At 65.3% G+C, this 23,682-nt stretch carries 20 protein-coding genes; 17 read left to right on the top strand and 3 right to left on the bottom strand.

The annotated features are described in order from the left end of the window. Positions 1–23 precede the first annotated feature (23 nt). Positions 24–929, bottom strand: a complete 906-nt coding sequence (locus tag B2Y33_RS22850) for a LysR family transcriptional regulator (RefSeq protein WP_027916536.1) — start codon at positions 927–929, stop codon at positions 24–26. Between the two features lie 123 nt (positions 930–1,052). Between B2Y33_RS22850 and lysA the strand changes: the two genes are divergently transcribed. The 8 genes from lysA (at position 1,053) to B2Y33_RS22810 (ending at position 9,205) form a co-directional block, all read left to right on the top strand. Continuing rightward, a complete protein-coding gene (gene lysA / locus B2Y33_RS22845; protein ID WP_196110530.1) occupies positions 1,053–2,285 on the top strand; it encodes a diaminopimelate decarboxylase in 1,233 nt (410 codons plus the stop codon). A gap of 251 nt (positions 2,286–2,536) precedes the next feature. Further along, positions 2,537–3,247: an AraC family transcriptional regulator gene (locus B2Y33_RS22840; protein WP_088523051.1), complete on the top strand. Its 711-nt coding sequence runs from the start codon at positions 2,537–2,539 to the stop codon at positions 3,245–3,247. Positions 3,248–3,353: 106 nt separating this feature from the next. Beyond that, a complete protein-coding gene (locus tag B2Y33_RS22835) occupies positions 3,354–4,769 on the top strand; it encodes an efflux transporter outer membrane subunit (protein WP_376744000.1) in 1,416 nt (471 codons plus the stop codon). Between the two features lie 71 nt (positions 4,770–4,840). Continuing rightward, on the top strand, positions 4,841–5,986 hold the full coding sequence (locus B2Y33_RS22830) for an HlyD family secretion protein (protein WP_196110529.1): 1,146 nt from the start codon (positions 4,841–4,843) through the stop codon (positions 5,984–5,986). Beyond that, complete coding sequence (locus B2Y33_RS22825; protein ID WP_059183182.1) at positions 5,976–7,487, top strand: MDR family MFS transporter; 1,512 nt, start codon at positions 5,976–5,978, stop codon at positions 7,485–7,487. Before B2Y33_RS22830 ends, B2Y33_RS22825 begins: the two co-directional genes overlap by 11 nt. An 85-nt stretch (positions 7,488–7,572) precedes the next feature. Beyond that, positions 7,573–8,337, top strand: a complete 765-nt coding sequence (locus B2Y33_RS22820) for a GntR family transcriptional regulator (protein WP_059183183.1) — start codon at positions 7,573–7,575, stop codon at positions 8,335–8,337. A gap of 34 nt (positions 8,338–8,371) precedes the next feature. Next, positions 8,372–8,836, top strand: coding sequence for a redox-sensitive transcriptional activator SoxR (gene soxR, locus B2Y33_RS22815; protein WP_033695215.1), 465 nt, complete (start codon positions 8,372–8,374; stop codon positions 8,834–8,836). A 120-nt stretch (positions 8,837–8,956) separates the two neighbouring features. Continuing rightward, positions 8,957–9,205 carry a CsbD family protein gene (locus B2Y33_RS22810; RefSeq protein ID WP_023533700.1) on the top strand — a complete coding sequence of 83 codons (249 nt, stop codon included), beginning with the start codon at positions 8,957–8,959 and terminating at the stop codon, positions 9,203–9,205. A gap of 60 nt (positions 9,206–9,265) precedes the next feature. On the opposite strand, the gene B2Y33_RS22805 is transcribed toward B2Y33_RS22810, so the two are convergent. Together B2Y33_RS22805 and B2Y33_RS22800 are read right to left on the bottom strand one after the other, a co-directional pair. Next, a complete protein-coding gene (locus B2Y33_RS22805; RefSeq protein ID WP_027916528.1) occupies positions 9,266–9,538 on the bottom strand; it encodes a PepSY domain-containing protein in 273 nt (90 codons plus the stop codon). A 104-nt stretch (positions 9,539–9,642) separates the two neighbouring features. Further along, positions 9,643–10,869, bottom strand: a complete 1,227-nt coding sequence (locus B2Y33_RS22800) for an MFS transporter (RefSeq protein ID WP_027916527.1) — start codon at positions 10,867–10,869, stop codon at positions 9,643–9,645. A 398-nt stretch (positions 10,870–11,267) separates the two neighbouring features. On the opposite strand from B2Y33_RS22800, the gene B2Y33_RS22795 reads away from it, so the two are divergent. From B2Y33_RS22795 to B2Y33_RS22755, 9 genes are all read left to right on the top strand, one after another. Then, positions 11,268–12,227: an AAA family ATPase gene (locus B2Y33_RS22795; RefSeq protein ID WP_023533720.1), complete on the top strand. Its 960-nt coding sequence runs from the start codon at positions 11,268–11,270 to the stop codon at positions 12,225–12,227. A 4-nt stretch (positions 12,228–12,231) separates the two neighbouring features. After that, the gene (locus B2Y33_RS22790; RefSeq protein WP_027916525.1) at positions 12,232–13,176 is read left to right on the top strand and encodes a DUF58 domain-containing protein; all 945 of its coding nucleotides are present in this window, start codon (positions 12,232–12,234) and stop codon (positions 13,174–13,176) included. Further along, positions 13,173–13,667, top strand: a complete 495-nt coding sequence (locus B2Y33_RS22785; protein WP_027916524.1) for a DUF4381 domain-containing protein — start codon at positions 13,173–13,175, stop codon at positions 13,665–13,667. The genes B2Y33_RS22790 and B2Y33_RS22785 overlap by 4 nt, the downstream gene beginning before the upstream one ends. Next, positions 13,660–14,736 carry a vWA domain-containing protein gene (locus B2Y33_RS22780; protein WP_027916523.1) on the top strand — a complete coding sequence of 359 codons (1,077 nt, stop codon included), beginning with the start codon at positions 13,660–13,662 and terminating at the stop codon, positions 14,734–14,736. The genes B2Y33_RS22785 and B2Y33_RS22780 overlap by 8 nt, the downstream gene beginning before the upstream one ends. Beyond that, the gene (locus B2Y33_RS22775) at positions 14,733–16,451 is read left to right on the top strand and encodes a tetratricopeptide repeat protein (RefSeq protein ID WP_128610648.1); all 1,719 of its coding nucleotides are present in this window, start codon (positions 14,733–14,735) and stop codon (positions 16,449–16,451) included. The genes B2Y33_RS22780 and B2Y33_RS22775 overlap by 4 nt, the downstream gene beginning before the upstream one ends. Then, the gene (locus B2Y33_RS22770) at positions 16,448–18,076 is read left to right on the top strand and encodes a BatD family protein (RefSeq protein WP_027916521.1); all 1,629 of its coding nucleotides are present in this window, start codon (positions 16,448–16,450) and stop codon (positions 18,074–18,076) included. Before B2Y33_RS22775 ends, B2Y33_RS22770 begins: the two co-directional genes overlap by 4 nt. A gap of 132 nt (positions 18,077–18,208) precedes the next feature. Continuing rightward, on the top strand, positions 18,209–19,444 hold the full coding sequence (locus B2Y33_RS22765) for an exonuclease SbcCD subunit D C-terminal domain-containing protein (protein ID WP_206406036.1): 1,236 nt from the start codon (positions 18,209–18,211) through the stop codon (positions 19,442–19,444). Next, positions 19,441–23,085: an AAA family ATPase gene (locus tag B2Y33_RS22760; RefSeq protein WP_206406035.1), complete on the top strand. Its 3,645-nt coding sequence runs from the start codon at positions 19,441–19,443 to the stop codon at positions 23,083–23,085. Before B2Y33_RS22765 ends, B2Y33_RS22760 begins: the two co-directional genes overlap by 4 nt. Beyond that, a complete protein-coding gene (locus tag B2Y33_RS22755) occupies positions 23,082–23,675 on the top strand; it encodes a glutathione S-transferase (protein ID WP_028688150.1) in 594 nt (197 codons plus the stop codon). The genes B2Y33_RS22760 and B2Y33_RS22755 overlap by 4 nt, the downstream gene beginning before the upstream one ends. Positions 23,676–23,682 lie beyond the last annotated feature (7 nt).

The raw sequence follows: 23,682 nt of genomic DNA, 5'->3' as shown, positions 1-23,682 counted from the left end.
AGGCTTGCCATAGGCCGCAGGGGCTAGGCCAGTGCGCGCTGCATCGCCTGCGCCTGCTCGCGCAGTGTCTGACAGAACGGCTCGACCGCCGCCGAGGCCGGCCGGTGGTCTGGCCTGACCAGCATCACCTGGTAGGCGATCGAGATCTCCAGCGGCCTGATGGGCAAACCACTCTGGGCCGCCTCCAGCCCGCTCAGGGGGTTGATGATGGCGACGCCCAGGCCCTGCCTGACCATGGCGCACACCGAGGCGGCGCTGGTGGTCTCGATGACCGTGCGACGGTTCACCCCGGCCGCGCGAAACTGGTGGTCCAGACGCTGGCGATAGGTGTCCAGGCTGGCCAGATTGATGAAATCGATCTCATGGAAGTCCGCCAGGCTCAGCCGTGACCTGGCCTGCAACGGATGGTGCTCAGGCAGCACGCAGACCATGTTGGCGCTGAACAGCAATTCCCCGCTCGCCCCGCGGGGTATCTGCGCGACCTCCGTCAGGCCCAGGTCGTGCTGCTGGGTGGCCAGGGACTCTTCCAGCAACGGTGACTCCTGGGCCACGATGCTCACGCTCACCCCAGGGTGCTGTTTGTGGAAACGCTGGCAGACCTTGGGCAGTAGCGTCTGCGAAAACAACGGCAGGCAGGTGACGGCCAACTGGCCCTGCTGAAAATTGCGAATGGCCTGGGCAAAACGATCGATGCGCTCAAGGCCTACATACGCCCGCTCTACTTCATCGATCAGCAGCAACGCCTGGGCGGTGGCTTCCAAGCGACCGGCCGTGCGTTCGAACAGATGCAGGCCGGTCACGTGCTCTAGCCGCGCCAGCTCACGGCTGATCGTCGGCTGCGAGGTGAACAGCAGACGCGCCGCGCCCGTCACGCTGCCCGAGACCATGATGGCGCGGAACACTTCGATGTGGCGGGCGGAGAGTTTCATGGCAGCACCGACGGTATTCACAGGTCATATCAGGTCTGAATGGGTGGCGCAAAAATAGCTATTTTTCTGAATCGAGTCTACGGGCCATGCTCGCTACTTCCCCCTGTCCCGAGTCCTTCGATCATGAACCATCCCTACTCTGTGCTTGCCGACGCCGTTCGCCAGCACGGTTCACCACTGTGGGCCTACGACGCCGCCACCATCATCAGCCGGATAGAACAGCTCAAGCCATTCGACACTGTACGCTTCGCCCAGAAGGCCAACCCCAACCTGCAGGTATTGCGCTTGATGCGCCAGCACGGGCTGGTGCTCGATGCGGTGTCGCTCGGGGAAATGGAACGCGCCTTTGCAGCCGGCGCCAGTGTGGCGGGCGAGCCTGCGGGGGTGGTGCTGACTTGCGACGTGCTGGACCGCGCCACCCTGGCGCGCGCGGTCGCGGAAAAGATCGAAGTCAACGCAGGCTCCATCGACATGCTGCGCCAGTTGGGCGAGCACTCGCCAGGGCACCGTGTCTGGCTGCGCATCAACCCAGGGTTCGGCCATGGCCATAGCCGCAAGACCAATACCGGGGGCGAGAACAGCAAGCATGGCATCTGGCACGAGGACCTGCCGCAGGCGCTCGCCTGCATCCGGGCCCATCGCCTGCACCTGGTAGGCGTGCACATGCATATCGGCTCTGGCGTTGACTACTCCCATCTGGAACAGGTGGCTCGTGCCATGATCGAGCTGATCGCGCGCCTGGACACCGACATCGAAGCGTTCTCGATCGGCGGTGGGCTCTCGACGCCATACCGCGATACCGACACGCCGGTGGACCTGCAGCGCTATGCGCAAACCTGGGCAGTGGCACGGCAGGAAATCGAAGCCGTGCTCGGCCACCCGGTGCGCATGGAGATCGAGCCAGGGCGTTTTCTGGTAGCCGAGTCGGGCTATCTGGTGACCGAAGTCCGTGCCGTCAAGCAGGTGGGCCGCAACACATTCGTGCTGGTCGATGCTGGCTTCAACGACCTGATGCGTCCTGCGATGTACGGGGCCTACCATGCCATGACCCTGCTCGATGCCGACGGCCACCCCGTAGACCGCCCGCGGCAACCGACCGTGGTCGCCGGCCCACTGTGCGAATCGGGGGACGTGTTCACTCAGGATGAACAGGCGCTCTGCCCTCAGGACTTGCCCCAGGCCGTGGTTGGCGACTTGCTGGTGATTCACGATGCCGGTGCCTACGGCGCCTCCATGTCGTCCAACTACAACAGCCGGCCTTTGCTGCCAGAGGTGATGATCGAAGGCCAAGCCGTACGCTTGATCCGCCGTCGGCAGACCATTGACGCGCTACTCGCGCTTGAGGCCGGCTTGTAACTTCCAATTCCCTGCATGCCGACCGCCATGGCGAGCCGGCATTGCGGGGATAGACCACCCAGTGCTCCCCACACACTTCGCTCGTTAATAGAATGTGAACTGTGAAAACCAAATAGCTCGCAATAAATTCTTATCTTTTCCTAGAATCAAGCAATTCAGTCACATTCAAACCGCACACTACCCCACCCTTTGCAACCTCCACACACGATCCCCCTTTACAATTGGATCCATTCCAACGATGGATCCCCCACATGCAGACACTCGAAATGGATTACGCCCCCGGCGATCACGTCGCCAGCCACTGCCACGCCCACGACCAACTGATCTACGCGGCCAGTGGCATTGTGCATGTGAGTACCGATTCGGGAAGCTGGGTGATCCATGGGGGTAATGCGTTGTGGGTGCCGGCCGGCGTCAGCCATGCCATTGTCATGGAAGGCGTCGTCAGCATGCGCTCCCTGCTGCTGGCGCCCCATGTCGGCCACTGCCAGGTGATCGTGGTGACGGGGTTGCTGCGTGAATTGATCCTGGCAGCCTCGCGAATGCTCGGTGTCCGGGAGGGCGAGCACGTACGGGCGCTCATTCTCGGCGAGCTCGCCCATGCAAGGCGCATCGACACGTTCGTTGCAATGCCGACGCACGCGCGCCTGAGGGCCTGGTGCGAGCGCATGCTGCGGTCACCCGCCGAGGCGCATTCGCTTGAAGAGTGCGCCACTGCGCTGAACATGAGCACGCGCAATGTGGCCCGGCTGTTTCAGCGCGAGTTGGGCATGTCCCACGGCCAGTGGCGCGCTCGGGCGCGGGTGATGCTGAGCCAGCAGTGCCTGGCGGCAGGCCGTCCGATCATCACCGTGGCGCTCGAACACGGCTACCAGAGCCCAAGCGCCTTTGCAGCCATGTTCAGGCGTATTCTGGGATACGCGCCCAGCGACTGGCAGGACGGGAGCGCACGCCCCCGCTGAAGCGGTTCGAATTGTCCCGCTGGCGCGCACGGTTGTCCCGCTTACGGCAGCCTTGACCTGACCGGTCTCGCTAACGTTGCATCATGACTGACAAGCGATGTTCATGATGCCCACTTCGTTGATGATCCCCTCCCCCGTACAGCTTTGCGCTGTGCTGACGTTCGGCCTGCTGGCAGGTTGCATGCACCCTGTCGCCTCCGAACAGCCCCCGGCGGCCATGCGGGTCAACCCTTTGGCCGAGACCCAGGCCGGGGTTAGCGCGCAGCCTTTGCCCGAGCGCTGGTGGCAGTTGTACCAGGACCCGCAACTCGGACGCTGGGTGGAGCGCGCATTGGCCAACAACCAGGACCTGGCCCAGGCCGAAGCCAACGTGCGGGCACTGCTGGCTGGCATCGGCGAGTTTGAGGCGCAGCGCCTGCCTGCTACCTCGCTGGGTATTGCTGCAACCTACGGCAGGGACAGTGACGATCAGACCCTGGCCCAGGCCCGTGACAGCCATGCTTCCGCCTCCTGGCACTTCAATCCGGGCGTGGCGCTGGCGTATCAGGTGGACGTGTGGGGGCAGGCGCAAGCCCAAATCGATCGCGCCAAGGCGCAAGCGCAGGCTGCGAACGCCGCGCACGATGCCGTGAGACTGCTGGTGGCCGCCCAGACCAGCCGTGCCTACATCGAACAATGCGTCTACACCGCCCGCCTGAGCCAGGCCAGGCAAGCCCTGCGCACCCTTGATCGCAGCCTGCTGTTGAGCGACCGCCAGCGTCAGGCCGGCATCGCCACGGCGCTGGACGGCGAGCGGCTGCTCGGCCTGCGTGAACAGGTGCGCGCCCGGATACCTGTTTTCGAGGCGCGGCGCCAGGTGGCGCTGTTCGAGCTGAGCACCCTGGCCGGTGACGCCACGGTTGATCGCACACACCCCTGCGCTGCCATCCCTTCGCTCACGGCAACGCTGCCCACAGGCGATGGCTGGCACCTGCTCGAACGGCGCCCCGACGTACGCCAGGCTGAACAAGCGTTGGAAGCCGCCGGCCTGGAAACGGACATCGTGCGCGCCGACCTGTACCCCAAGGTTCTTTTTGGCGCCCAACTGGCTAGCGCTGACCGTCACATCAGTGGCCTGGGGGCTAGCCGCGCCATCACCTTTGGCGTCGGCCCATTGATCAGCTGGGAATTTCCCAACCTGAAAGCCAACCGCGCCCGGTTGGGCAAGGCCCAGGCTTTGCAGCAGGCCCAGCGCGCTCACTACCGCAGCGTGGCGCTCAAGGCCCTGAAGGATGTGCGCCAGGCTTTGGCCCGCCATGCCGGCGAGCAGCAGCACCTGTCTTCGCTGCAGGCTGCGCTCGAGCACAGCCAGCGCGGCTTCGCCCTGGCACAGGCCAGCTACCGTGCGGGCACCCAGGACGGGCTGGCCCTGCTTGACAGCGAACGCGAGCTGATCGCCCTGCATGACCAGCTCATCGAGGCGCGCGGCAAGGTGGCCAGTGCCCAGATCGACCTGTTCCGCGCACTGGGCGGCGGGTGGTGAAGCCGCCACGCCCAAGGCTCCGCCGACGCTTGCAAAGCGCAACCGCCTCCACTGGACAATGGAACCCCACCATGAACGCTGCTGCACAAACGCACCCCTCAACCCCGACTGCCGAGCAGGCGACCCTTCGCACACGACGGCGGTTGCTCTATAGCGCAGCCGCATGCCTGGGCGTGCTGGCGCTACTGGCGCTCGCTGGCTACTGGTTCTCCACCGGGCGCTACCTGGAGAGTACCGACGACGCCTACATCCGCGCCGATTGGGTTGCATTGAGTTCGCGCGTGGCGGGCTATGTGGCAACGGTGGAGGTCGAAGACGACCAGCCGGTTGAAGCCGGCGCTGTGCTGGTCCGGTTGCAGGATCGCGATTACCAGGCCCGCAGGGATCGCGCGCGCGCTGCCGAACATCAGGCGCAGGCGGCCATAGACGCGGCGCGGGCTCGCCGCGAGCTGGCCGTGCAGCGCATCGAGCAGCAGGCGCAGGCCACCCTCAAGGCCGAGGCCGCCGTGCACAGTGCCAGCGCCGAACGTCGTCGCAGCCAGCTGGACCTGCAACGCTACCAAGGCCTGGTACGCGACGAGGCAGCCACGACCCAACGGCTGGAGCAGGCGCTGGCCGCTGCCAACCAGGCCAAGGCTGTCGAGCAAGGGGCGAAGGCAGCATGGCGGGAACAACAGGCGCAGCAACGGATGGCCAAGGCCGGCGCTGCCCAGGCCAAGGCTGACCTGCAGCAGCACCTGGCCGCCTTCGAAAGCGCCAGGGCCGAACGCCGACTGGCCGAACAGGACGCCCAGGACACCGTGCTGCGCGCACCGGTGGCAGGCGTGGTGGGCAAGCGCCACGTGCGTGCAGGGCAATACGTGGTGCCGGGCCAGCCGTTGTTGGCAGTGGTGCCGGTCGCGCAGGCCTATGTCGTCGCCAACTACAAGGAAACCCAGTTGGCTCGGATGCGCCCAGGGCAGCCTGTACAGGTACAGGTGGACAGTTTCCGTGGCCAGGCATTCGAAGGTCACGTAGCAAGCTTCTCGCCGGCCTCGGGCAATGTTTTCGCGTTGCTGCCGTCGGACAATGCCACAGGCAACTTCACCAAGATCGTCCAGCGTTTTGCGGTGCGCATCCTGCTCGACCTGCCCGTAAACGGGCCGCAGATACTGCCCGGCATGTCGGTGGTGACCACCGTCGACACGCGCACGCCGGAGCCTGCCGATGCGCGCTGAACAACCGGTATCCCTGCGCGCCTGGGTGGCTGTGCTGGGCGGGCTGTTCGGCTGTTTCATGGCCGGCATGAACGTGCACGTCACCAGTGCCGCACTGCCCGAGATACGCGGCTCGCTGGGCGCCAGCTTCGAGGAAGGGTCATGGATATCCACCGCCTACCTGGTGGCAGAGATCGTGATGATCCCCCTGACGGCCTGGCTGGTGGAGGTGTTCTCCCTGCGCCGGGTGATGTGGACGGGCTCGCTGGTCTTCCTGATCGCGTCGGTGGCCTGTTCGTGGGCGCCGAACCTTGAAACCATGATCGTGATCCGGGTAATCCAGGGCGCCGCCGGCGCCGTGCTGATCCCGCTGTCGTTCCAGCTGATCATCACCGAACTGCCGGCCAGTCGAATGGCCATGGGCATGGCGTTGTTCAGCCTGGCCAACAGCGTGGCGCAGGCAGCGGGCCCTTCGATCGGCGGCTGGTTGACCGATGCGTACTCCTGGCGCTGGATCTTCTACCTGCAGCTGTTTCCTGGTATTGCCCTGCTGTGCGCCATTGCCTGGTCCATCGAGGCCAGGCCGATGAAGTTGCAGTTGCTGCGCCACGGTGACTGGCTCGGCATCGCCGCCATGGTGATTGGCCTGGGCGGGCTGCAGATCGTGCTGGAAGAAGGCGGCCGGTTGGACTGGTTCGGGTCTTCGTTCATTACGGGCATGACCGTGGTGTCAGCATTGGCCCTGGTGCTGTTCGTGACGACCCAGCTGTTCGGCCCGCGCGCGTTCATCAATCTGCGGTTGCTGGGCCGTTACAACTTCGGCGTGGCCAGCCTGGCGATGTTCATCTTCGGGGCGGCCACCTTCGGGCTGGTGTTTCTGGTACCCAACTACCTCTCGCAACTGCAAGGCTTCAGTGCACGGGACGTGGGTGTGGCGTTGATCGCCTACGGGCTCGTGCAGTTGCTGCTGGCGCCCTTGATGCCGCGCCTGATGCGGTGGACCAGCGCCAAGTTCATGGTGGCCAGCGGGTTCCTGATCATGGCGCTGGGCTGCTGGATGGGCGCCAGCCTGACGGCCGACAGTGCCGACAATGTGATCATCCCCTCCACCGTGGTACGGGGTATCGGCCAGCCGTTCATCATGGTTGCGTTGTCCGTGCTGGCAGTGGCCGGGCTGGACAAGCGCGAGGCCGGGTCGGCCTCGGCGGTGTTCTCGATGCTGCGCAACCTGGGTGGCGCCATCGGCACGGCTGGCCTGACCCAACTGGTGGCCACGCGCGAACGCCTGCACAGTGCGCGCATCCATGAGCATGTGACCGTGTTCGAGCCGCAACTGCACACACGCCTGGATCCGACCGTGCAGACATGGCTCTGGCATTCGCAGCAGTGGCTCGAAGGGTTGTCGGGCACCATTCGCCGCGAAGCCTACCTGATGGCCTACAGCGATGCCTTCTACCTGGCTTGCCTGGCGTTGCTCGGCTGTGCGGTGGCAGCATTGCTGCTGAGGTCGCACAAGGGGTAATGAGGCGATGGCGGGCGCTTGGCTCGGGAGCGACGAACGGCTGGTACACTGGCGCCTTTGTACAACGTCCAGACAGGTTCTACCCATGCACCAAGCCCGCTATGCCACTGTGGCCAAGGACTTGATCGAGGCAATCGCCAGCAGCCGCTATCCGGTCGGGGGCTTGTTGCCCACTGAAATCGAACTGTGCGCGCTCTACGGTGTGAGCCGGCATACGGTTCGCGCGGCGGTCGAGCAGTTGCAGAGCCTGGGCCTGGTGTCGCGGCGCAAGCGCATTGGGACACGCGTCGAGGCGCGCCACCCTCAGATCGGCTACCGGCAGTCGATAGCGAGCCTGGCAGAGCTCTCGCATCATCTTCAGGCACCCGTGCGTCAGATTCGCGCTGTTCGCCAATTCGTGGCTGCCCCTGAGGAGGCCGAGCGACTGGGGCTGGTGCCAGGGGAACAGTACTTCTGCATCGAGGCGTTGCACAGTACCTCTGCGGGCCACCCCTTGGTGGTGTGTGCAAGCGCCGTCTATGCCCAATCCGACTACGCGCAGGTGATCGAACTGGCCCAGGCACATCCCGAGCAGTTGATCGCCCGCCTGATCGAGCAGCACTACGAGCGGGTGATCGCCGTGATCGACCAGCACGTTCAGGCACAGTCACTGACCCTTGACCAGGCCCGTGTATTAAGTGCCGAGCCGGGGGCACCGGCGCTGTGCGTGGTGCGCCACTACCGCGAGGAAAACGGCGACCTGATGGCGGTCTGCGAAAACCTCTACCCCGCTGATCGCTACAGCCTGGTCAACCAGTTACGTCGCGACCGCATGCCCGCAAGCGCCGCGGCTGTCCCCCCAGCGTTCTGACGCCCCCCAGTACACCCATTGGAGATCCACTCGCATGGCAGCAGAATCGACACGGATGCTTACCGTAGGTGAGGTGGCTCGCCGCAGCGGTATCGCGGTATCGGCACTGCATTTCTACGAAAGCAAGGGTTTGATCGCCAGCACGCGCACGGCTGGCAACCAACGCCGCTATCCGTCGCTGGTGCTGCGCACCCTGGCGATCATCAAGGTGGCCCAGCGCACCGGTATTGCCCTGGATGAAATCAAGCAGGCGCTGGGGCGCTACCCGCCCAACAGCAAGCTCACGGCAGCCCAGTGGGGCGAAATGTCCAGTGCGTGGCGAGAAGACCTGAACCAGCGCATTCGCCTGCTCCAGGCGTTGCGCGACAACCTGGACAACTGCATCGGCTGCGGCTGCCTGTCGCTGGAGCAATGCCCGCTACGCAACCCACAGGATGTACTGGGCGAGGAAGGCAGCGGGCCCAGGATCTTGGAACGGCACGTGCGTGAGGGCACGTAACCGCAGCAGGTGCGCGGCGCGGTAGTATCTGGCGCCGCTTTGGTTGGAACCAATCGGCGGCGCTAACGCCCTAACCTTTTGCTATTTAACCAATCCCGTTAGCGAAAGGATGACCGAACCATGAAACGCGAACAGATCGAAGGTGTAGCAGAGAACATTGCGGGTAAAGCCCAGAGCGCTGTAGGCCGTCTGATCGACGATCCGGCCCTGGAAGCCGAAGGTGAAGGCCGTCAGGCTGCTGGCCAGGTGACCAAGACTTACGGCGATGCCGTGAACTGCGTCTCGTCCTTCGTCAAGGAAAAGCCGTTTGCTGCCGTGGCCATCGGTGCCGCGCTGGCCATGGTGGTGTCGCGTCTGCTGCGCCGCTGACCGAATGCATCAGGCCCACGCAGGTGCGTGGGCCTGATGGGCTTTCAATGCAGGCTGAACTCAGTTATCCAGTTCATCCTTGACGATACGGCCATCTCGCGGGTCGACCTTGAACTCGTACTGCTTGCCGTCAGCTTTCATCCCCTCGCCTTCCCAATGACCGTCATCGGCTTCGATCTTGGTGATCTGGGTGTAGCCGGCGCCTTTGAGGGCAGCTTCGGCCTGATCCTTGTTCACTTTCCAGTCGGCGCCGGGCTGATCGGCCCAGGCAACAGAAGCGCCCATCGCGCCAACCAGGGCCAGGCCAGTGAACAGTCGAGTCATCGCTTTCATTGCAGGTTTCCTTCTTGGAGGGTGTGAACATGCGACCGACAGTCGGTACGCCGCGTTCATTCCAATCCTCCCAGTGCCGCACGGACGCGAGTGGCTCAGCGCCCTCAACCCGGCTGGCTGACCAGTGCATTACTGACACTGCGCCCGAGCACCAGCACCGTCACGAAACCGCAACCTACCAGTGCCGTGGCCATGCTCAGCAGCACACCAGTGCCCAGGTGATCGACCACCTGCCCACCAAAGAACGACCCTACGGCGATGATGACCTGGAACATGGCCACGAACAGCGGCATGCCCCGCTCCACATCCTTGGGCGCGACCACGAACATCCAGATGTTCGCGCAGGCAGGAAACGCCCCGAAGGCAAAGCCCCATAACGCGATCAGCATCGCAGCGCCTGTCATGCCAGTGGCAAAGTGCGGGAACAGCGCCGTGCTCACGGCAATCAGCAGCGCCACCAGCAGCAAGGTATGCCGCACGCTGCGGTTGGCCGCAAAGCCTGCGAAGATATTGCCCATGAACCCCGCCACCCCGTAGAGCAGCAGCAATGAGCCAATGGTTGGGCCATCGAAGCCGGCGTTTTGCTTGAAGAAAGGGGCCACGTAGGTGTAGGCGGCAAAATGCGCCAGCCCGATCAGCAACACGGCAATCAGGCCCACGCGCGCCTGTGGATTGATGAACAACGCCGGCAGGTCGCTGATGCGAATGGCCTTCTCCGGCATCAACCGGGGCAGGAGCATGACCTGCGCCAACAGTACCGGCACCCCTACCACGGCAGTGACCAGGAACGTCATCCGCCAGCCCATCAGCCCGCTGAGCCAGGTACCCACCGGCACACCGATGACCGTGGCCAGGGTAACGCCGGCCATGATGATCGAGTTGGCCTTGGCCACCCCGACGCCATCGGGCGCCAGGCGGCTGCTCAAGGCAATGGCGGTCGCCCAGAAGCCGCCGATACTCACCCCCAGCAGCACGCGCCCCAGCAGCAACAGGTGAAAATTACCGGCAAACGCGACGATGGCGTTGGCCAGGATCATGATCAAGGTCAGGCCGATCAGCAGGTAGCGCCGGTCCAGGTTGCCGACACCGACAGAAATGGTCGGCGCCGCCAGGGCTGCCATGATGCCGGGCAAGGTGACCATCAGCCCGGCAAGGCCTGCACTGATGCCCAGATCGTTGGCGACGTCGTTCAGCACGCCGACTGGAAGAAACTCGCTGGTCACCAAGGCGAACGCGCCCACGGCCACGGAGAGAATGGCCAGCCATTGCTGGAGCAGGCTTTGCTGTTGGTGTTCGGGCAGACCACGAGGGGCTGGGCTGACGCTTGGCATTGTGCACATTTCCATGACATGGCGCCTGAACGAGGCGCACGAGAGGCTAAATCAGGCCGCGAGTATAAAGAGCACGGGCCGCCAGGCGAGAGGCCGGCCGCTCGATAGTGGTTATCGCCGTGATCGATAGAGCGCAGGGCTCAGGGTTACGCTGGACTTGGAACGGCTTGGCCGGGGCGCCGGACTGGCCGCGATGGGCTGTGATGGGCAGCGCAGCAAACCCAGGATTTCAACGCTACGGCACTTATCCCGAGGACCGCGCTGATCTTCTGATAGGCCGCCCTTCAGATAAATTTCCAAGCCGCCATTGGTCGCCACCCCCTCGGATGGATTAAAGTATCAACCCTTGCCGGGCCGCTGCCATCAGCCGCCTGGTCCTCTATCAGGAACCGTCGCCGATGGAACACCGTGAGGCGCTGATCGCGCTGCGCACCTTTCTCTCTTCCCAGATCCTTGGCCAGGAAAAGCTGGTCGAGCGGCTGCTGATCGTGCTGTTGGCCGATGGCCACATGCTGGTGGAAGGTGCGCCGGGCCTGGCAAAGACCAAGGCCATCAAGGAACTGGCCGAGGGCATCGAGGCGCAATTTCACCGTATCCAGTTCACCCCCGACCTGCTGCCCGCCGACATCACCGGCACCGAGATCTATCGGCCCGAGACAGGGAGCTTCGTGTTCCAGCAGGGGCCGATCTTTCATAACCTGGTGCTGGCGGACGAAATCAACCGGGCGCCGGCGAAGGTGCAATCGGCGCTGCTCGAAGCCATGGCCGAGCGCCAGGTCAGTGTGGGGCGAAGCACCTACGACCTGTCGCCGCTGTTCTTGGTCATGGCCACGCAGAACCCGATCGAGCAGGAAGGCACCTATCCCCTGCCCGAGGCGCAACTCGACCGTTTCCTGATGCATGTCAAGATCGGCTTCCCCGACGCTGCCGTGGAGCGCCGCATCCTGGCCCAGGCTCGCGGCGAGGCGCTGGGCGGTGAGACCAAGCCCGAGCGGCGGGTCAGCCAGCAGGCGATCTTCGCAGCTCGCAAGGAAATCCTCGGCCTGTACATGGCGGACGCGGTGGAGGAGTACCTGGTGCAACTGGTCATGGCCACGCGTACGCCGGCCAAATTCGACAACGAACTGGCCGACTGGATTGCCTATGGCGCCAGTCCGCGCGGCTCGATTTCCCTGGACCGCTGCGCACGGGCCCATGCGTGGCTTGCCGGGCGCGATTTCGTCAGCCCCGAGGACATTCAGGCGGTACTGTTCGACGTGTTGCGCCACCGCATCATCCTGTCGTTCGAAGCCGAGGCGGCGGGGGTCGACCAGGACCGGGTCGTGCAGCGTATCCTCGACGTCGTGGCCGTTGCCTGACCCCATGTCCAGCACCCCGCTGATCGAGCCCGGCATTCGTATCACCCTTGCCGAACTCATCGACATGCGCCACCGCGTGCGCGAAATCCAGCTGTTCTCCAACCCCGGCCAACGTAGCCCGCTGGTGGGCCTGCACCATTCCAAGCTGCGGGGCCGGGGTGTGGACTTCGATCAGGTTCGGGTGTATCAGGCCGGTGACGATGTGCGTAACATCGACTGGCGGGTCACTGCCCGCACCCAGGAGCCTCACACCAAGCTGTTTCACGAAGAACGCGAGCGGCCGATCTTCATTCTCGTGGAGCAGAGCCAGCGGCTGTTCTTCGGCTCCGGGCTGGTGTTCAAGTCGGTACTGGCGGCTCAGGCGGCGGCCCTGTTCGGCTGGGCCGCGCTGGGGCACAACGACCGGATCGGGGGGCTGGTGTTCGGTGACAACGATCCCCACGAGATCAAACCCAGGCGCAGCAAGCAAAGCCTGCTGCAACTGCTCAATCGTCTGGCCAAGGTCAACCAGTCGCTGCACACCGAAGGCGTCGCCCAGGCCGATAGCCTTGGCCTTGCGCTGCGCAGGGCGCGTGAAGTATTGAGGCCAGGCAGTCTGGCCATCGTGATTTGCGATGAGCGCTCGCTGACGCCCCAGTGCGAACAACACCTGGCCATGCTCTCGCGTCACTGCGACCTGTTGCTGATGCCGGTATCGGACCCGCTGGACCACGCTCTGCCAGCGGCCGGCTTGCTGAGGTTCGCGCAACGGGGCGCGCAGCTGGAGCTGGACACGCTGGACGAAGGGCTGCGCCAGGCCTACCGGCACCAAGCCGAGGCGCGCATCGAGCGCTGGGAATTGATGGCGCAAAAGCTCAGGGTGCTGCTGATGCCACTGACCACGCAAAGCGAGATGATCGAGCAATTGCGCGATTACCTGAGTGCCCAGCGCATGGGCAGCGCCTCGTGAACCCGCTTGACCAGTTGCAGCCATTGATCGCGCCCCCGCCGATCAGCCCCTGGCCACCGGCGCCTGGCTGGTGGCTGCTGTTGGCGTTGTTGCCCGTGCTGGCCTGGGGCCTGTGGCGCGTGCGTCGCTGGCGCCCACGCAAACGGCCCCTACCACGCACCGAGCAGCCGCTCGACCCGGTGCGCGTGGCGGCGCTTGAGGAACTGGCGCGTCTGCCCCGCCCCTACGACAAAGCGCCTGCCGGCGCCTGGCTGCAGCAGATCAATGCCCTGCTCAAACGGCTGTGTCGCAGTCACTACCCCTTGGCCAATAGCCACACGCTAAATGGCCGGCAGTGGCTGGCCTTTCTTGACAACCGCTGCCCGGCAGCAGGCCTGACCCGCTGGATGGTGTTGGTCGAAGGGGCCTACAAGCCCGAATGCCGCCTGGACGACAAGGCCATCGCCGGGCTTAGCCAGGCGGTGGAAACCTGGATTCGCAAGCATGTTTGAACTGGCCTGGCCGTGGATATTCGCCTTGCTGCCCCTGCCTTGGCTGGCACGGCTCGTGCTGCCTGCCGCCGACAGTGGAGAGCCTGTCCTCAAAGTCGGCTTCCTGCAAGAGCTTGAAAGCCTGGCGGGGCGCCGCGCCCGCCTGAACCTGCCGACCTGGCGCCAGCAGGCCCCGTTCGTCGTGATCTGGCTGCTGTTGCTGTGCGCCGCCGCTCGCCCCCAATGGCTGGGCGAGCCGATGCCGGTGGCAGCCAGTGGGCGCGACCTGCTGGTGGCAGTGGACGTGTCCGGCTCGATGGACTTCCCGGACATGCAGTGGCAGGGCGAAGACATCAGCCGGCTCGACCTGGTCAAGGCGCTGCTGGGCGACTTCTTGCAGGACCGTGAAGGTGACCGGGTGGGGCTGATCCTGTTCGGCAGCCAAGCCTACCTGCAGGCCCCGCTGACCTTCGACAGGCGCACGGTGCGCACCTTTCTCGATGAAGCCCAGATCGGCATCGCCGGCAAGAACACCGCCATTGGCGATGCCATCGGCCTGGCCGTCAAGCGGCTGCGCCAGCGGCCCTCGCAGAGCCGAGTGCTGGTGCTGATCACCGACGGGGCCAACAATGGCGGGCTGATCCACCCCCTCACCGCCGCCCGTTTGGCCGCTCAGGAGGGCGTGCGCATCTACACCATCGGCATTGGCGCCGATCCGCAAGCCACCGGCACCCCTGGCCTACTGGGCCTGAACCCAAGCCTGGACCTGGATGAAGCGTCCTTGCGCGAAATCGCCGAGACCACCCAGGGCGCGTACTTCCGCGCCCATGATGGCGCCGAACTCGATGCCATCGGTGACACGCTTGACCGGCTTGAACCGGTGGCGCAACAGCCGACCCAGGCGCGTACGGCAAAGGCCTTGTATGCCTGGCCACTGGCCTTGGCGCTGCTGCTGAGCGTGCTGCTGGTGATCAGCGTGCAGTGGCCGGACAACCCGCTGCAACGACAATTGCGCAAGCCGCGCTTTCTGCAACCGCACCCACAATGGCGGCAGCGCCTCAAACGCCTGCGCCTGAGGAGGCCGCGATGATCGATCTATGGCCCCAATGGTTGCGCCCGCTGTGGTTGCTGAGCGTTCCCGTGCTCGGCTGGTTGCTGTTCAAGCTTTGGCACCGGCGCAGGCGCGCCGGGCGCTGGCAAATGATCCTGCCCCCGGCCTTCCATAACGTGCTGCTCGGTGGCGGCAGTGGCAACACCAGCAAGCTACCCTGGATAGCCCTGGGCCTTGCCTGGCTGCTGGTGGTGCTGGCCCTGCTGGGCCCGAGCTGGCAACGCATGGAGGAAAGCCGCCAGCGGCCTGCCGATCCTCTGGTCATCCTGCTGGAACTGACCCCGCAGATGCTGGCCGAGGACAGCCCGCCCAATCGTCTTGAGCAGGCGCGTCGCAAGATACTCGACGTACTCGAGCACCGCCGTGACAGCCAGACCGCACTGGTGGTCTACGCAGGGTCGGCGCATACCCTGGTGCCGCTGTCCGACGACCTGGCCACAACACGCAACCTGCTCGAAGCACTCGACCCCTCGATCATGCCCAAGCCCGGCCAGCGGGCAGACCTTGCCGTGCACAAGGGCCTAGCCCTGCTCGCCCAGAGCGGCCTTGGCCAGGGCCGACTGCTGCTGGTCGGGTCCTCGCTCAGCGCCGCCGAGCGCCAAGGCATCAGCCAAGCCCTGGGTCGCCATGGCCCAAGCCTGCTGATGCTGGGCATCGGCAGCCGTGACGGGGCGCCAGTGCGCCAGGCCAACGGGGAATTTCTCAAGGACGACCAGGGCGCGATCCTGTTGCCACGGCTGGACGGCGCGGCGCTCAAAGGCTTCATCAATGGTACTGGCGGGCGTTACCGGCATGCCCGCATCGATGACCTGGACCTGCGCGGCCTAGGGCTATTCGACAACCCGCGCAGCACACGCAGCGAAGGCCAGACCCTGCAACTGGACAGCTGGGCCGACCAAGGCTACTGGTTGCTGATTCCGTTGCTGCTGCTGGCGGCCTGTGCCGGTCGGCGGGGTTGGCTGTTCTGCCTGCCGCTGTTGCTGGCCCTGCCCCAGCCCGGCCAGGCGTTCGAGCTCGACGATCTGTGGCTGCGCCCCGACCAGCAAGGCCAGCGCCTGCTCGAGCAGGGTCGAGCGGCCGAAGCGGCCGGCCGCTTCCGTGACCCGCAATGGCGAGGCATGGCCCTGTACCAGGCGGGTGACTATGCCGGCGCTGCCGAGGCGTTTCTGCAGGTCGACACGGCCGCCGCGCACTACAATCGCGGCAATGCTCTGGCATACAGTGGTGAACTGGAAGCGGCGCTGGACGCGTATGATCAAGCCCTGGAGCGTCAGCCAGACCTGCAGGCGGCGCTGGACAACCAGGCACTGGTCGAGCAAATGCTGGCCCAGCGCCAAGGCAAGGCTGCCGAACAGCCCGGCAGCACCGACGCCCAGGATTCGCCTGGTCGTGAAACCGAGGGCAACAGCAGCGCGCAAGGTAGCCCGGCAGAGCCTGCGCCCGGTTCCGACGAGCAGGCGGGGGACGGCGCCTCGGCCCAAGGCGACGGCGGTGACCAGGGCGCATCTGGCAACCCGCCAGGCGAGGATGACGATGTGGTCGACCCACCCCACGCGCCTGTCACCACCGCGCTCGATGCCGAGCAACGCCAGGCGCTGGAACAATGGCTCCGAGAAATCCCCGACAATCCCGCGCAGTTGCTACGGCGCAAATTCTGGTACGAACAGCAATTGCAACAGGAAACCCCACGATGAGTCGCTGCGGCGTCTTTCTCCTCATGCTGCTCTGGAACGTGCTGGCTCACGCCGAGCCGTCGCTCAAGGCCAGTGTCGACCGTACACGTCTGGAAGCCGGCGAGAGCCTGGAGCTGACCCTCGAAAGCCAGGATGTGACCGAGTTCGGCAAGCCTGACCTGCGGGCACTGGAAGGTGACTTCGAGGTGCGCAGTACCCGGCAGTTGAACAGCCTGCACACCCTCGATGGCGAGACCCGCGCCAGCACCCGCTGGATCATCACGCTCCTGCCCCGGCGCAGCGGCAGCCTGCAGATCCCTGCCCTGCAATTGGGGCAGTCGTTCAGCCAGCCGGTAGACCTGCAAGTGCTGCAAGCCGATGCCAACCGCCAGGACAACGCCCAGGTGTTCATCGAGGCGACCCTGGACAGCACCGATGTCTACGTGCAGGCCCAGGCTGTACTGACCCTGCGCATCTACCATTCGGTTGCGCTGTATGACGACAGCAGCCTCAGCCCGCTGCAACTGGAAAACGCCAAGGTCGAGCCCCTGGGCGAATCGCGCACCTACGAAAAGGAAATTCAGGGTGTGCGCCATGGCGTGATCGAAACGCGCTATGCCGTCTATGCCCAGCAAAGCGGCACCCTGGACATTCCTTCGCTGACCTTCACCGCCACGGCTGCGGCCAATAGCCAGGGCGAGCAGAACGGCAACGGCGCTGCCCGTGCCGGCCGCCAGGTACAGGTAAGCTCTACGCCGCTGCGTCTGACGGTACGGCCCGTCCCGGCCCAGTGGCCGGCCGGGCTGCCCTGGCTGCCCGCGCGTAGCCTGACCCTGGAGGAACGCTGGAGCCCCGATCCTGCCGCGCAGCAGACCCAGATCGGCGATTCGTTGACCCGCACCGTCACCCTGCGCGCCGAAGGGCTGTCCAGCGCTCAGTTGCCGCCAGTGCCGCCCACCGAAGCCAATGGCCTGCGCCGCTACCCCGATCAACCGTTGTTGCGCAACGAGATCAGCGAACGGGGCATGACCGCCACCCGCGAGGAACGCGAGGCGCTCATTCCCACCCACAGCGGCCCGCTGGCCTTGCCTGCGCTGGAAGTGACATGGTGGAACACCCGCGAAGATCACCTCGAGCACAGTGGCCTGCCTGCACGCTCGATCACCGTGCAGGACAACCCTGCCCTGGTGGCCGAGGCCCCGGTGGTGGGCAATGGCAGCAGCACACTGCTGTGGCCTTGGCAGCTGGCGACCCTGGTGCTTGCGTTGACCACGCTGCTGGGCTTCACCCTGTGGTGGCGCGCCCGTTCGCAGCCAGCGGTGCTGCGTGCGGCGCAGACAGGGCCGAGCCCGCGCACCCTGCTGGACGACCTCAAGCGCGCCTGCCTGGCCAACGACCCCCAGGCCACGCGCCAGGCCCTGGATGCCTGGGCGCGGCAACAGCCGCAGACCCTGGCCGAGATGGCGGCGCGCTTCGTACCCTTGTCCGACGCCCTGGATGGGTTGAACGGCGCGCTGTACAGCGAAAGCGGCCAGCACTGGCAAGGTGAAGACCTGTGGCGGGCGATCGGCACCATTCCACCGGCCGAACAGGTGCTGCTGCCCACCGGCGAGAGCGCCAGCCTGCCACCGCTGTATCCCAAGTGAGCATGTGGCGGCGCGTCATCGACCGGGTTCGCGCCGCGTACCGACCGGCTTTACCGGCCCGCACAGCGCCGCGCCCATGGGGTACCATAACGCCCTTGCCCGCTCGCCCGACTTCATACCCACAGGTCATCCATGCGTCTGTTTCACACTTCCGATTGGCACCTGGGCCAAAGTCTCCATGGCCAGGAACGCGACTTCGAACACGCCTGCTTCCTCGAGTGGCTGCTCGGCCAGCTGCACCTGCGCCAGCCTGATGCGCTGTTGATCGCAGGCGACGTCTTCGACACCGTCAACCCGCCGGTCAAGGCCCAGGAGCGCTTGTACGATTTCATCGTCAGGGCCCACGAACAGCAGCCGAAACTCGACATCGTGATGATCGCCGGCAACCACGACTCCGGCTCGCGCATCGAGCTGCCTGCACCCTTGATGCGCCGCCTGCGCACCCATGCACTGGGCCGTGTGCACTGGCTGGACGATGGACAACTGGATGTCGAGCGGCTGCTGATTCCGCTGACCAACGCGCGGGGCAAGGTGACCGCCTGGTGCCTGGCCTTGCCGTTCCTGCGGCCGGCGGAGGTGACCGGCCTGCAACTGGGCGACGACTACCTGCAAGGCATCACCCGGGTCCACCAGCAACTGATCGCCGCCGCCCAGGCCAGGCAGCGCAAGGACCAGGCGCTGATCGCCATCAGCCACGCCCACATGGCCGGCGGTGCGGTCTCCGAAGACTCCGAGCGCAGCCTGATCATCGGCAACGCCGAGGCATTGCCGGCCAAGCTCTTCGACAAAGCCATCAGCTACGTCGCCCTGGGCCACCTGCACAAGCCCCAGAAGGTCAATCGCGAAGAACGGATCCGCTACAGCGGGTCGCCCATCCCGTTGTCGTTTGCCGAGGTGAACTACCCCCACCAGGTGCTGGAAGTCACCTTCGACGGCGCGGCGCTGGCCAGTGTCGAGGCTCGCCCAGTTCCGCGTGCGGTGCCGTTGCAACGCATAGGGCCGGCCCCACTGGACGAGGTCCTGACGCAACTGGCCGACTTGCCGGTGGTGGACCTGCTCGATGATCCCAACCGCCAGCCTTGGCTGGAGGTGCGCGTCGTGCTGAACGAGCCGCAGCCCGACCTGCGCCAGCAGATCGAAACCGCCCTGCACGAAAAGGCGGTACGGTTGATTCGCATAGGTGCCGAGTACGCCGGCCGAACGGCCGATGACGAAGGCCCGGCGTTCGTCGAGCTGGCCCAGATGACCCCGCAAGACCTGTTCAGCCGTGCCTGGGCGCAAGCCTATGGCGACACTGCCGATGAGCAGACGCTGGCCGATTTCGCCCTGCTGCTGCAGGACGTACAGCACGAAGAAGAGCAACCATGAAGATTCTTGCCATTCGCCTGAAGAACCTGGCATCGCTGGCGGGCCCGATCGATATCGACTTCACCCAGGAGCCCCTGGCAGGCGCGGGTCTGTTTGCCATCACCGGCCCCACGGGGGCGGGTAAAAGCACCCTGCTCGACGCGCTGTGCCTGGCGCTGTTCGGTACGGTGCCACGCCTGAATGACATCGGCCGTGAGGCCAAGGTGCCGGACGGCGATGGCGAGATACCCACCTCGGACCCGCGCAACCTGCTGCGCCGCGGTACCGGCAGTGGCTTTGCCGAGGTGGATTTCGTCGGCGTGGACGGGCGCCGCTACCGGGCGCGCTGGGAAGCGAACCGCGCCCGCGAGAAGGCCAATGGCAAACTCCAGCTCAGCCGCCAGAGCTTCTACGACCTGGACAGCGAGCAGGTGCTGGGCAGCGGCAAGAACGAATACAAGCAGCTGATCGAGACGCGCCTGGGCCTTAACTTCGAACAGTTCACCCGCGCCGTGATGCTGGCGCAAAGCGAGTTCAGCGCGTTTCTCAAGGCCGACGACCGCGAGCGCAGCGAACTGCTGGAGAAACTGACCAACACCTCGATCTATTCGCGGCTGGGCCAACGGGCGTTTGCCCGAGCCCGCGAGGCCGGCGAGGCGCATGCCGCCTTGAAAGAGCGAGCTAGCCACCTGTTGCCCATGCCAGTAGACGCCCGCGCCGAACTGGACCAACGCCTGGAACAGGCGCAGCACCAGCTCAAAGCCGACCAGGCTGGCGAGCGACAGCTGGAGCAGCAACGCAGCGGGTTGATCGAGCAGGAGCAGCTTCAAGCCCAGCACGCGCAGGCCCGCACTGCCCTGGAGGCTGCCGAGCAGGACTGGCAAGCCTTGGCCGAGCCGCGCCTGGACCTGGCGCGCCTTGAGCGTCTTGCCCCGCAGCGCCATCAGTTTCACCGCCAGCAGGCACTGGCAGCGCAGCGCGCGCCGATCACCGCCAAACTTGACGAACACACCCGGCAGCTCGCCGAGCTGCAGCAGCGTACGGCCGAGCAGCAGCAGGCGCTGGAAACAGCCCGTCTTGCGTTGACCGCCGCCCAGGCCGCCCATAGCGACGCCGGTCCCTTGCTGCGTCAAGCCTTCACGGCCCAGGACAACTTGGCCCGGCTCGATCAGCAACTGGCCGTCCAGCGCAGCGACAGCCAGCAGGCCGAACATCAGGTGGCTGAGGCCCAACAGCAGTTGCAGCAACTGCACGCCAGCCAAGAACGCAGTCAACAGCAACTGGCCCAGATCGACACGGCGTTGGCCCACAGCCAGCACCTGGCCGGGCTGGCCAGCGCGTGGCATGCCTATCTGCCGCAGCTCAAGCAGGTGATGCTGATCGGCGGCCGCCTGGGCAAAGGCCGCGAGGAACTGCCCGGCCTGCAGGCTCAAGCCAGCCAGGCCACTGCGCACCTTCAGGCCGAACGCGACGCCCATGACGCCCTGTTCCGGGAAGCCAAGGCGCAGCCCGACGCCCTGGCAGAACAAATCGACCTGCTCGGCAGCATGCTGCAGGACAACCGCAAGCAGCATCGCGCCGTGGAGCAATTGACGCTTGTACACGCCCGCGTGCTTGAGTTGCATCAGCAACAGGCCACCCTGCGTGAACGTCAGCAGCAAGCCATGGTCGAGCGCCAGCGCCTGATCGGCGAAGGCACGGCCGCCAAGGCTGAGCTGGAAAGCGCCGAGCAGGCACTGAACCTGACGCGCCAACTGCTGGAGCGCCAGCGGCTGGCCCGCAACACCACGGTCCAAGCCCTGCGTGAGCAACTGCGGGGCGGCGAGCCCTGCCCGGTGTGCGGCAGCGCCGAACACCCGTTCCACCAACCCGAGGTGTTGCTGCAAAGCCTGGGCGAACATGACCAGGCCGAAGAAGCGGCTGCCCAGCGTCAGTTCACAGCGCTCAATACGCGCCTGGTGGAACTGCGCACCCAGCTAGGGGTGGTCAATGCCCAGCTCAAGGACTATCAGCAACAGCTGCCGGTATTGGACGAACACTTGCAGCCTTTGGTCGCGCAGCTTCATGAGCACGCCCTCTGGCCTGCATTGGCACCCCAGGACGATCATGCCCGCAGCAGCTGGCTCGACGGCCAACTACGGCGCCTGGATACCGAAATCGGCAACGACGAGACGCGCCAGCGGGCCTTGCTCACCCTGCAAAAAGAGGCCGCTCGCCTCAACCAGCAGCTGCAAGCCGCCCAGGACGCGCACCAACAAGCGCAGCGCCATCTGGAGCAACAGCACCTGGCACTGGAAAACGACGAGCGCCTCCTTCAGCAAGGGCTCGCGGACTTGGCCGGGGTACTGCCCGACGAAGCGCTCAAGGCCCTGCAAGACGATCCGGCCAATGCGTTTCTTGCCCTCGACCAACAGATCGCCCAGCGCCTGCACCAGCTCGACCAACGCAACGATGAGCTGGAAGAACAGCAAGCCCGCCAGGTCCAGCTGGACAAACTGCACGATCAACACCAGGTGCGTGTGCAACGCCTCGCGCAGCTTGGTGAGCAGCTCAGAGGCTTGGAGGAGCAGCGCCAGCACGCAATGGCCATGCTCGCGCAATTACTGGGCGAGCACATCAGTGCCGAGGCCTGGCAACAGCACATGGACACCGCGCTGGAGCACGCGCGCGCGGTCGAGGCGGACCTCGCCCAGCGCCTGCAAGGCTTGCATACCCAGGCTGTGCAAGTGGCCGGTGAGCTCAAGGCCAGCACCGAGCAGTTGCAGGCGCTGGAGCAAGAAGCCAGGCAGCTGCATGATCAGATCGCCCAGTGGCGCGACGCGCACCCGGAGCTGGACGATACAGGGCTCGATCGTCTGCTGGCCATGGACGACACTCAGGTCGGTGAACTGCGCCAGCGCCTGCAGGGCGCTGAAAAAACCCTCGAGCAGAGCCGTGTGCTGCTTCAGGAACGCGAGCAGCGCCTGCACCAGCACGCGGCGCTGATCACGCTGGACACTTCGGTCCAGGCTGTGGACCAGGCGCTGCTCGAACTGCGTGAGCGTCTGGTCGTTCACGAGCAGACCTGCGCCGAGCTGCGGGCCCAACAGGCGGATGACCAGCGGCGACAGCACGCCTCGCAGGCCCTGGCCGAGCAGATGGAGCAAGCCCGACAGCAGTGGCAGCGCTGGGCGCGGCTCAGTGGTCTAATCGGCTCGGCTTCGGGGGACGTGTTCCGCAAGATCGCCCAGGGCTACAACCTCGATCTGCTGCTGCACCATGCCAACGCTCAGCTGCGTCAACTGGCGCGGCGCTATCGGCTCAAGCGCGGCGGCAGTGCGCTGGGGTTACTGGTACTGGACACCGAAATGGGCGATGAACTGCGCTCGGTGCACTCGCTGTCAGGCGGTGAGACCTTCCTGGTTTCCCTGGCCCTGGCCCTGGGGCTTGCCTCGATGGCATCGAGCACCTTGCGCATCGAGTCGCTGTTCATCGACGAAGGCTTCGGCAGCCTCGATCCCGAGTCCTTGCAACTGGCCATGGATGCGTTGGACGGCTTGCAGGCCCAAGGTCGCAAAGTGGCTGTGATTTCCCACGTGCAGGAAATGCATGAACGCATACCGGTGCAGATTCAAGTCCGGCGCCTGGGCAACGGCTTGAGTGACGTTGAGGTGTGCGGTTGATCCTCTATTCGTTTCGCCGCTGCCCTTGGGCCATGCGTGCCCGGCTTGCGTTGCGCTATGCCGGCTGCGAGGTGACCGTGCAGGAGGTGGCCATGAAGCACAAACCCGCCGCCCTGCTGGCACTGTCACCCAAGGGCACCGTCCCGGTGCTGGACACCGGAGATCAGGTAATCGATGAAAGCCTGGATATCATGCGCTGGGCACTGGCGCAGAACGACCCGCAAGACTGGCGCCTGTCGAGCTCGCCCGAAGCGGCGCAGCAAGCCGATGCACTGATCGCCGTGAACGACACCACCTTCAAGGCCCAGGTGAACCTGTACAAGTATGCCGAGCGGTATCCCCAGCAGTCACAGCACGACTACCGCGACGCTACGCACCCCTGGCTGGAGCATCTGGAGCACCTGCTGCAAAACCGCCCCTACCTGTTGGCCGATCACCCGAGCATCGCTGATGCCGCCCTGTTGCCGCTGATCCGGCAGTTTGCCGCGGTCCAGCCCGACTGGTTTGCCACAGCCCCCTATCCGAGGGTCCGTGGTTGGCTGCAAGGCTGGTTGGCCTCGGACGTGTTCAAGGCCATTATGGCCAAGTGATTCAAGC

This window comes from Pseudomonas sp. UBA5666 (assembly GCF_002420785.1).
GTDB classification, from domain to species: Bacteria; Pseudomonadota; Gammaproteobacteria; order Pseudomonadales; family Pseudomonadaceae; genus Aquipseudomonas; species Aquipseudomonas fulva.
The sequence above is the reverse complement of the archived record's forward strand: the minus strand, read 5'-3'. Positions and strand labels throughout refer to the sequence as shown.

Bases quoted from the DNA above. Each gene is read 5' to 3' on its own strand.
- B2Y33_RS22840 (WP_088523051.1), top strand. From the start codon at position 2,537: ATGCAGACACTCGAAATGGATTACGCCCCCGGCGATCACGTCGCCAGC.
- B2Y33_RS22800 (WP_027916527.1), bottom strand. From the start codon at position 10,869: ATGCCAAGCGTCAGCCCAGCCCCTCGTGGTCTGCCCGAACACCAACAG.
- B2Y33_RS22810 (WP_023533700.1), top strand. From the start codon at position 8,957: ATGAAACGCGAACAGATCGAAGGTGTAGCAGAGAACATTGCGGGTAAA.
- B2Y33_RS22835 (WP_376744000.1), top strand. From the start codon at position 3,354: ATGCCCACTTCGTTGATGATCCCCTCCCCCGTACAGCTTTGCGCTGTG.
- lysA (WP_196110530.1), top strand. From the start codon at position 1,053: ATGAACCATCCCTACTCTGTGCTTGCCGACGCCGTTCGCCAGCACGGT.
- B2Y33_RS22795 (WP_023533720.1), top strand. From the start codon at position 11,268: ATGGAACACCGTGAGGCGCTGATCGCGCTGCGCACCTTTCTCTCTTCC.
- B2Y33_RS22820 (WP_059183183.1), top strand. From the start codon at position 7,573: ATGCACCAAGCCCGCTATGCCACTGTGGCCAAGGACTTGATCGAGGCA.
- B2Y33_RS22790 (WP_027916525.1), top strand. From the start codon at position 12,232: ATGTCCAGCACCCCGCTGATCGAGCCCGGCATTCGTATCACCCTTGCC.
- B2Y33_RS22760 (WP_206406035.1), top strand. From the start codon at position 19,441: ATGAAGATTCTTGCCATTCGCCTGAAGAACCTGGCATCGCTGGCGGGC.
- B2Y33_RS22805 (WP_027916528.1), bottom strand. From the start codon at position 9,538: ATGAAAGCGATGACTCGACTGTTCACTGGCCTGGCCCTGGTTGGCGCG.
- B2Y33_RS22850 (WP_027916536.1), bottom strand. From the start codon at position 929: ATGAAACTCTCCGCCCGCCACATCGAAGTGTTCCGCGCCATCATGGTC.
- B2Y33_RS22770 (WP_027916521.1), top strand. From the start codon at position 16,448: ATGAGTCGCTGCGGCGTCTTTCTCCTCATGCTGCTCTGGAACGTGCTG.
- B2Y33_RS22765 (WP_206406036.1), top strand. From the start codon at position 18,209: ATGCGTCTGTTTCACACTTCCGATTGGCACCTGGGCCAAAGTCTCCAT.
- B2Y33_RS22780 (WP_027916523.1), top strand. From the start codon at position 13,660: ATGTTTGAACTGGCCTGGCCGTGGATATTCGCCTTGCTGCCCCTGCCT.
- B2Y33_RS22775 (WP_128610648.1), top strand. From the start codon at position 14,733: ATGATCGATCTATGGCCCCAATGGTTGCGCCCGCTGTGGTTGCTGAGC.
- soxR (WP_033695215.1), top strand. From the start codon at position 8,372: ATGGCAGCAGAATCGACACGGATGCTTACCGTAGGTGAGGTGGCTCGC.
- B2Y33_RS22825 (WP_059183182.1), top strand. From the start codon at position 5,976: ATGCGCGCTGAACAACCGGTATCCCTGCGCGCCTGGGTGGCTGTGCTG.
- B2Y33_RS22830 (WP_196110529.1), top strand. From the start codon at position 4,841: ATGAACGCTGCTGCACAAACGCACCCCTCAACCCCGACTGCCGAGCAG.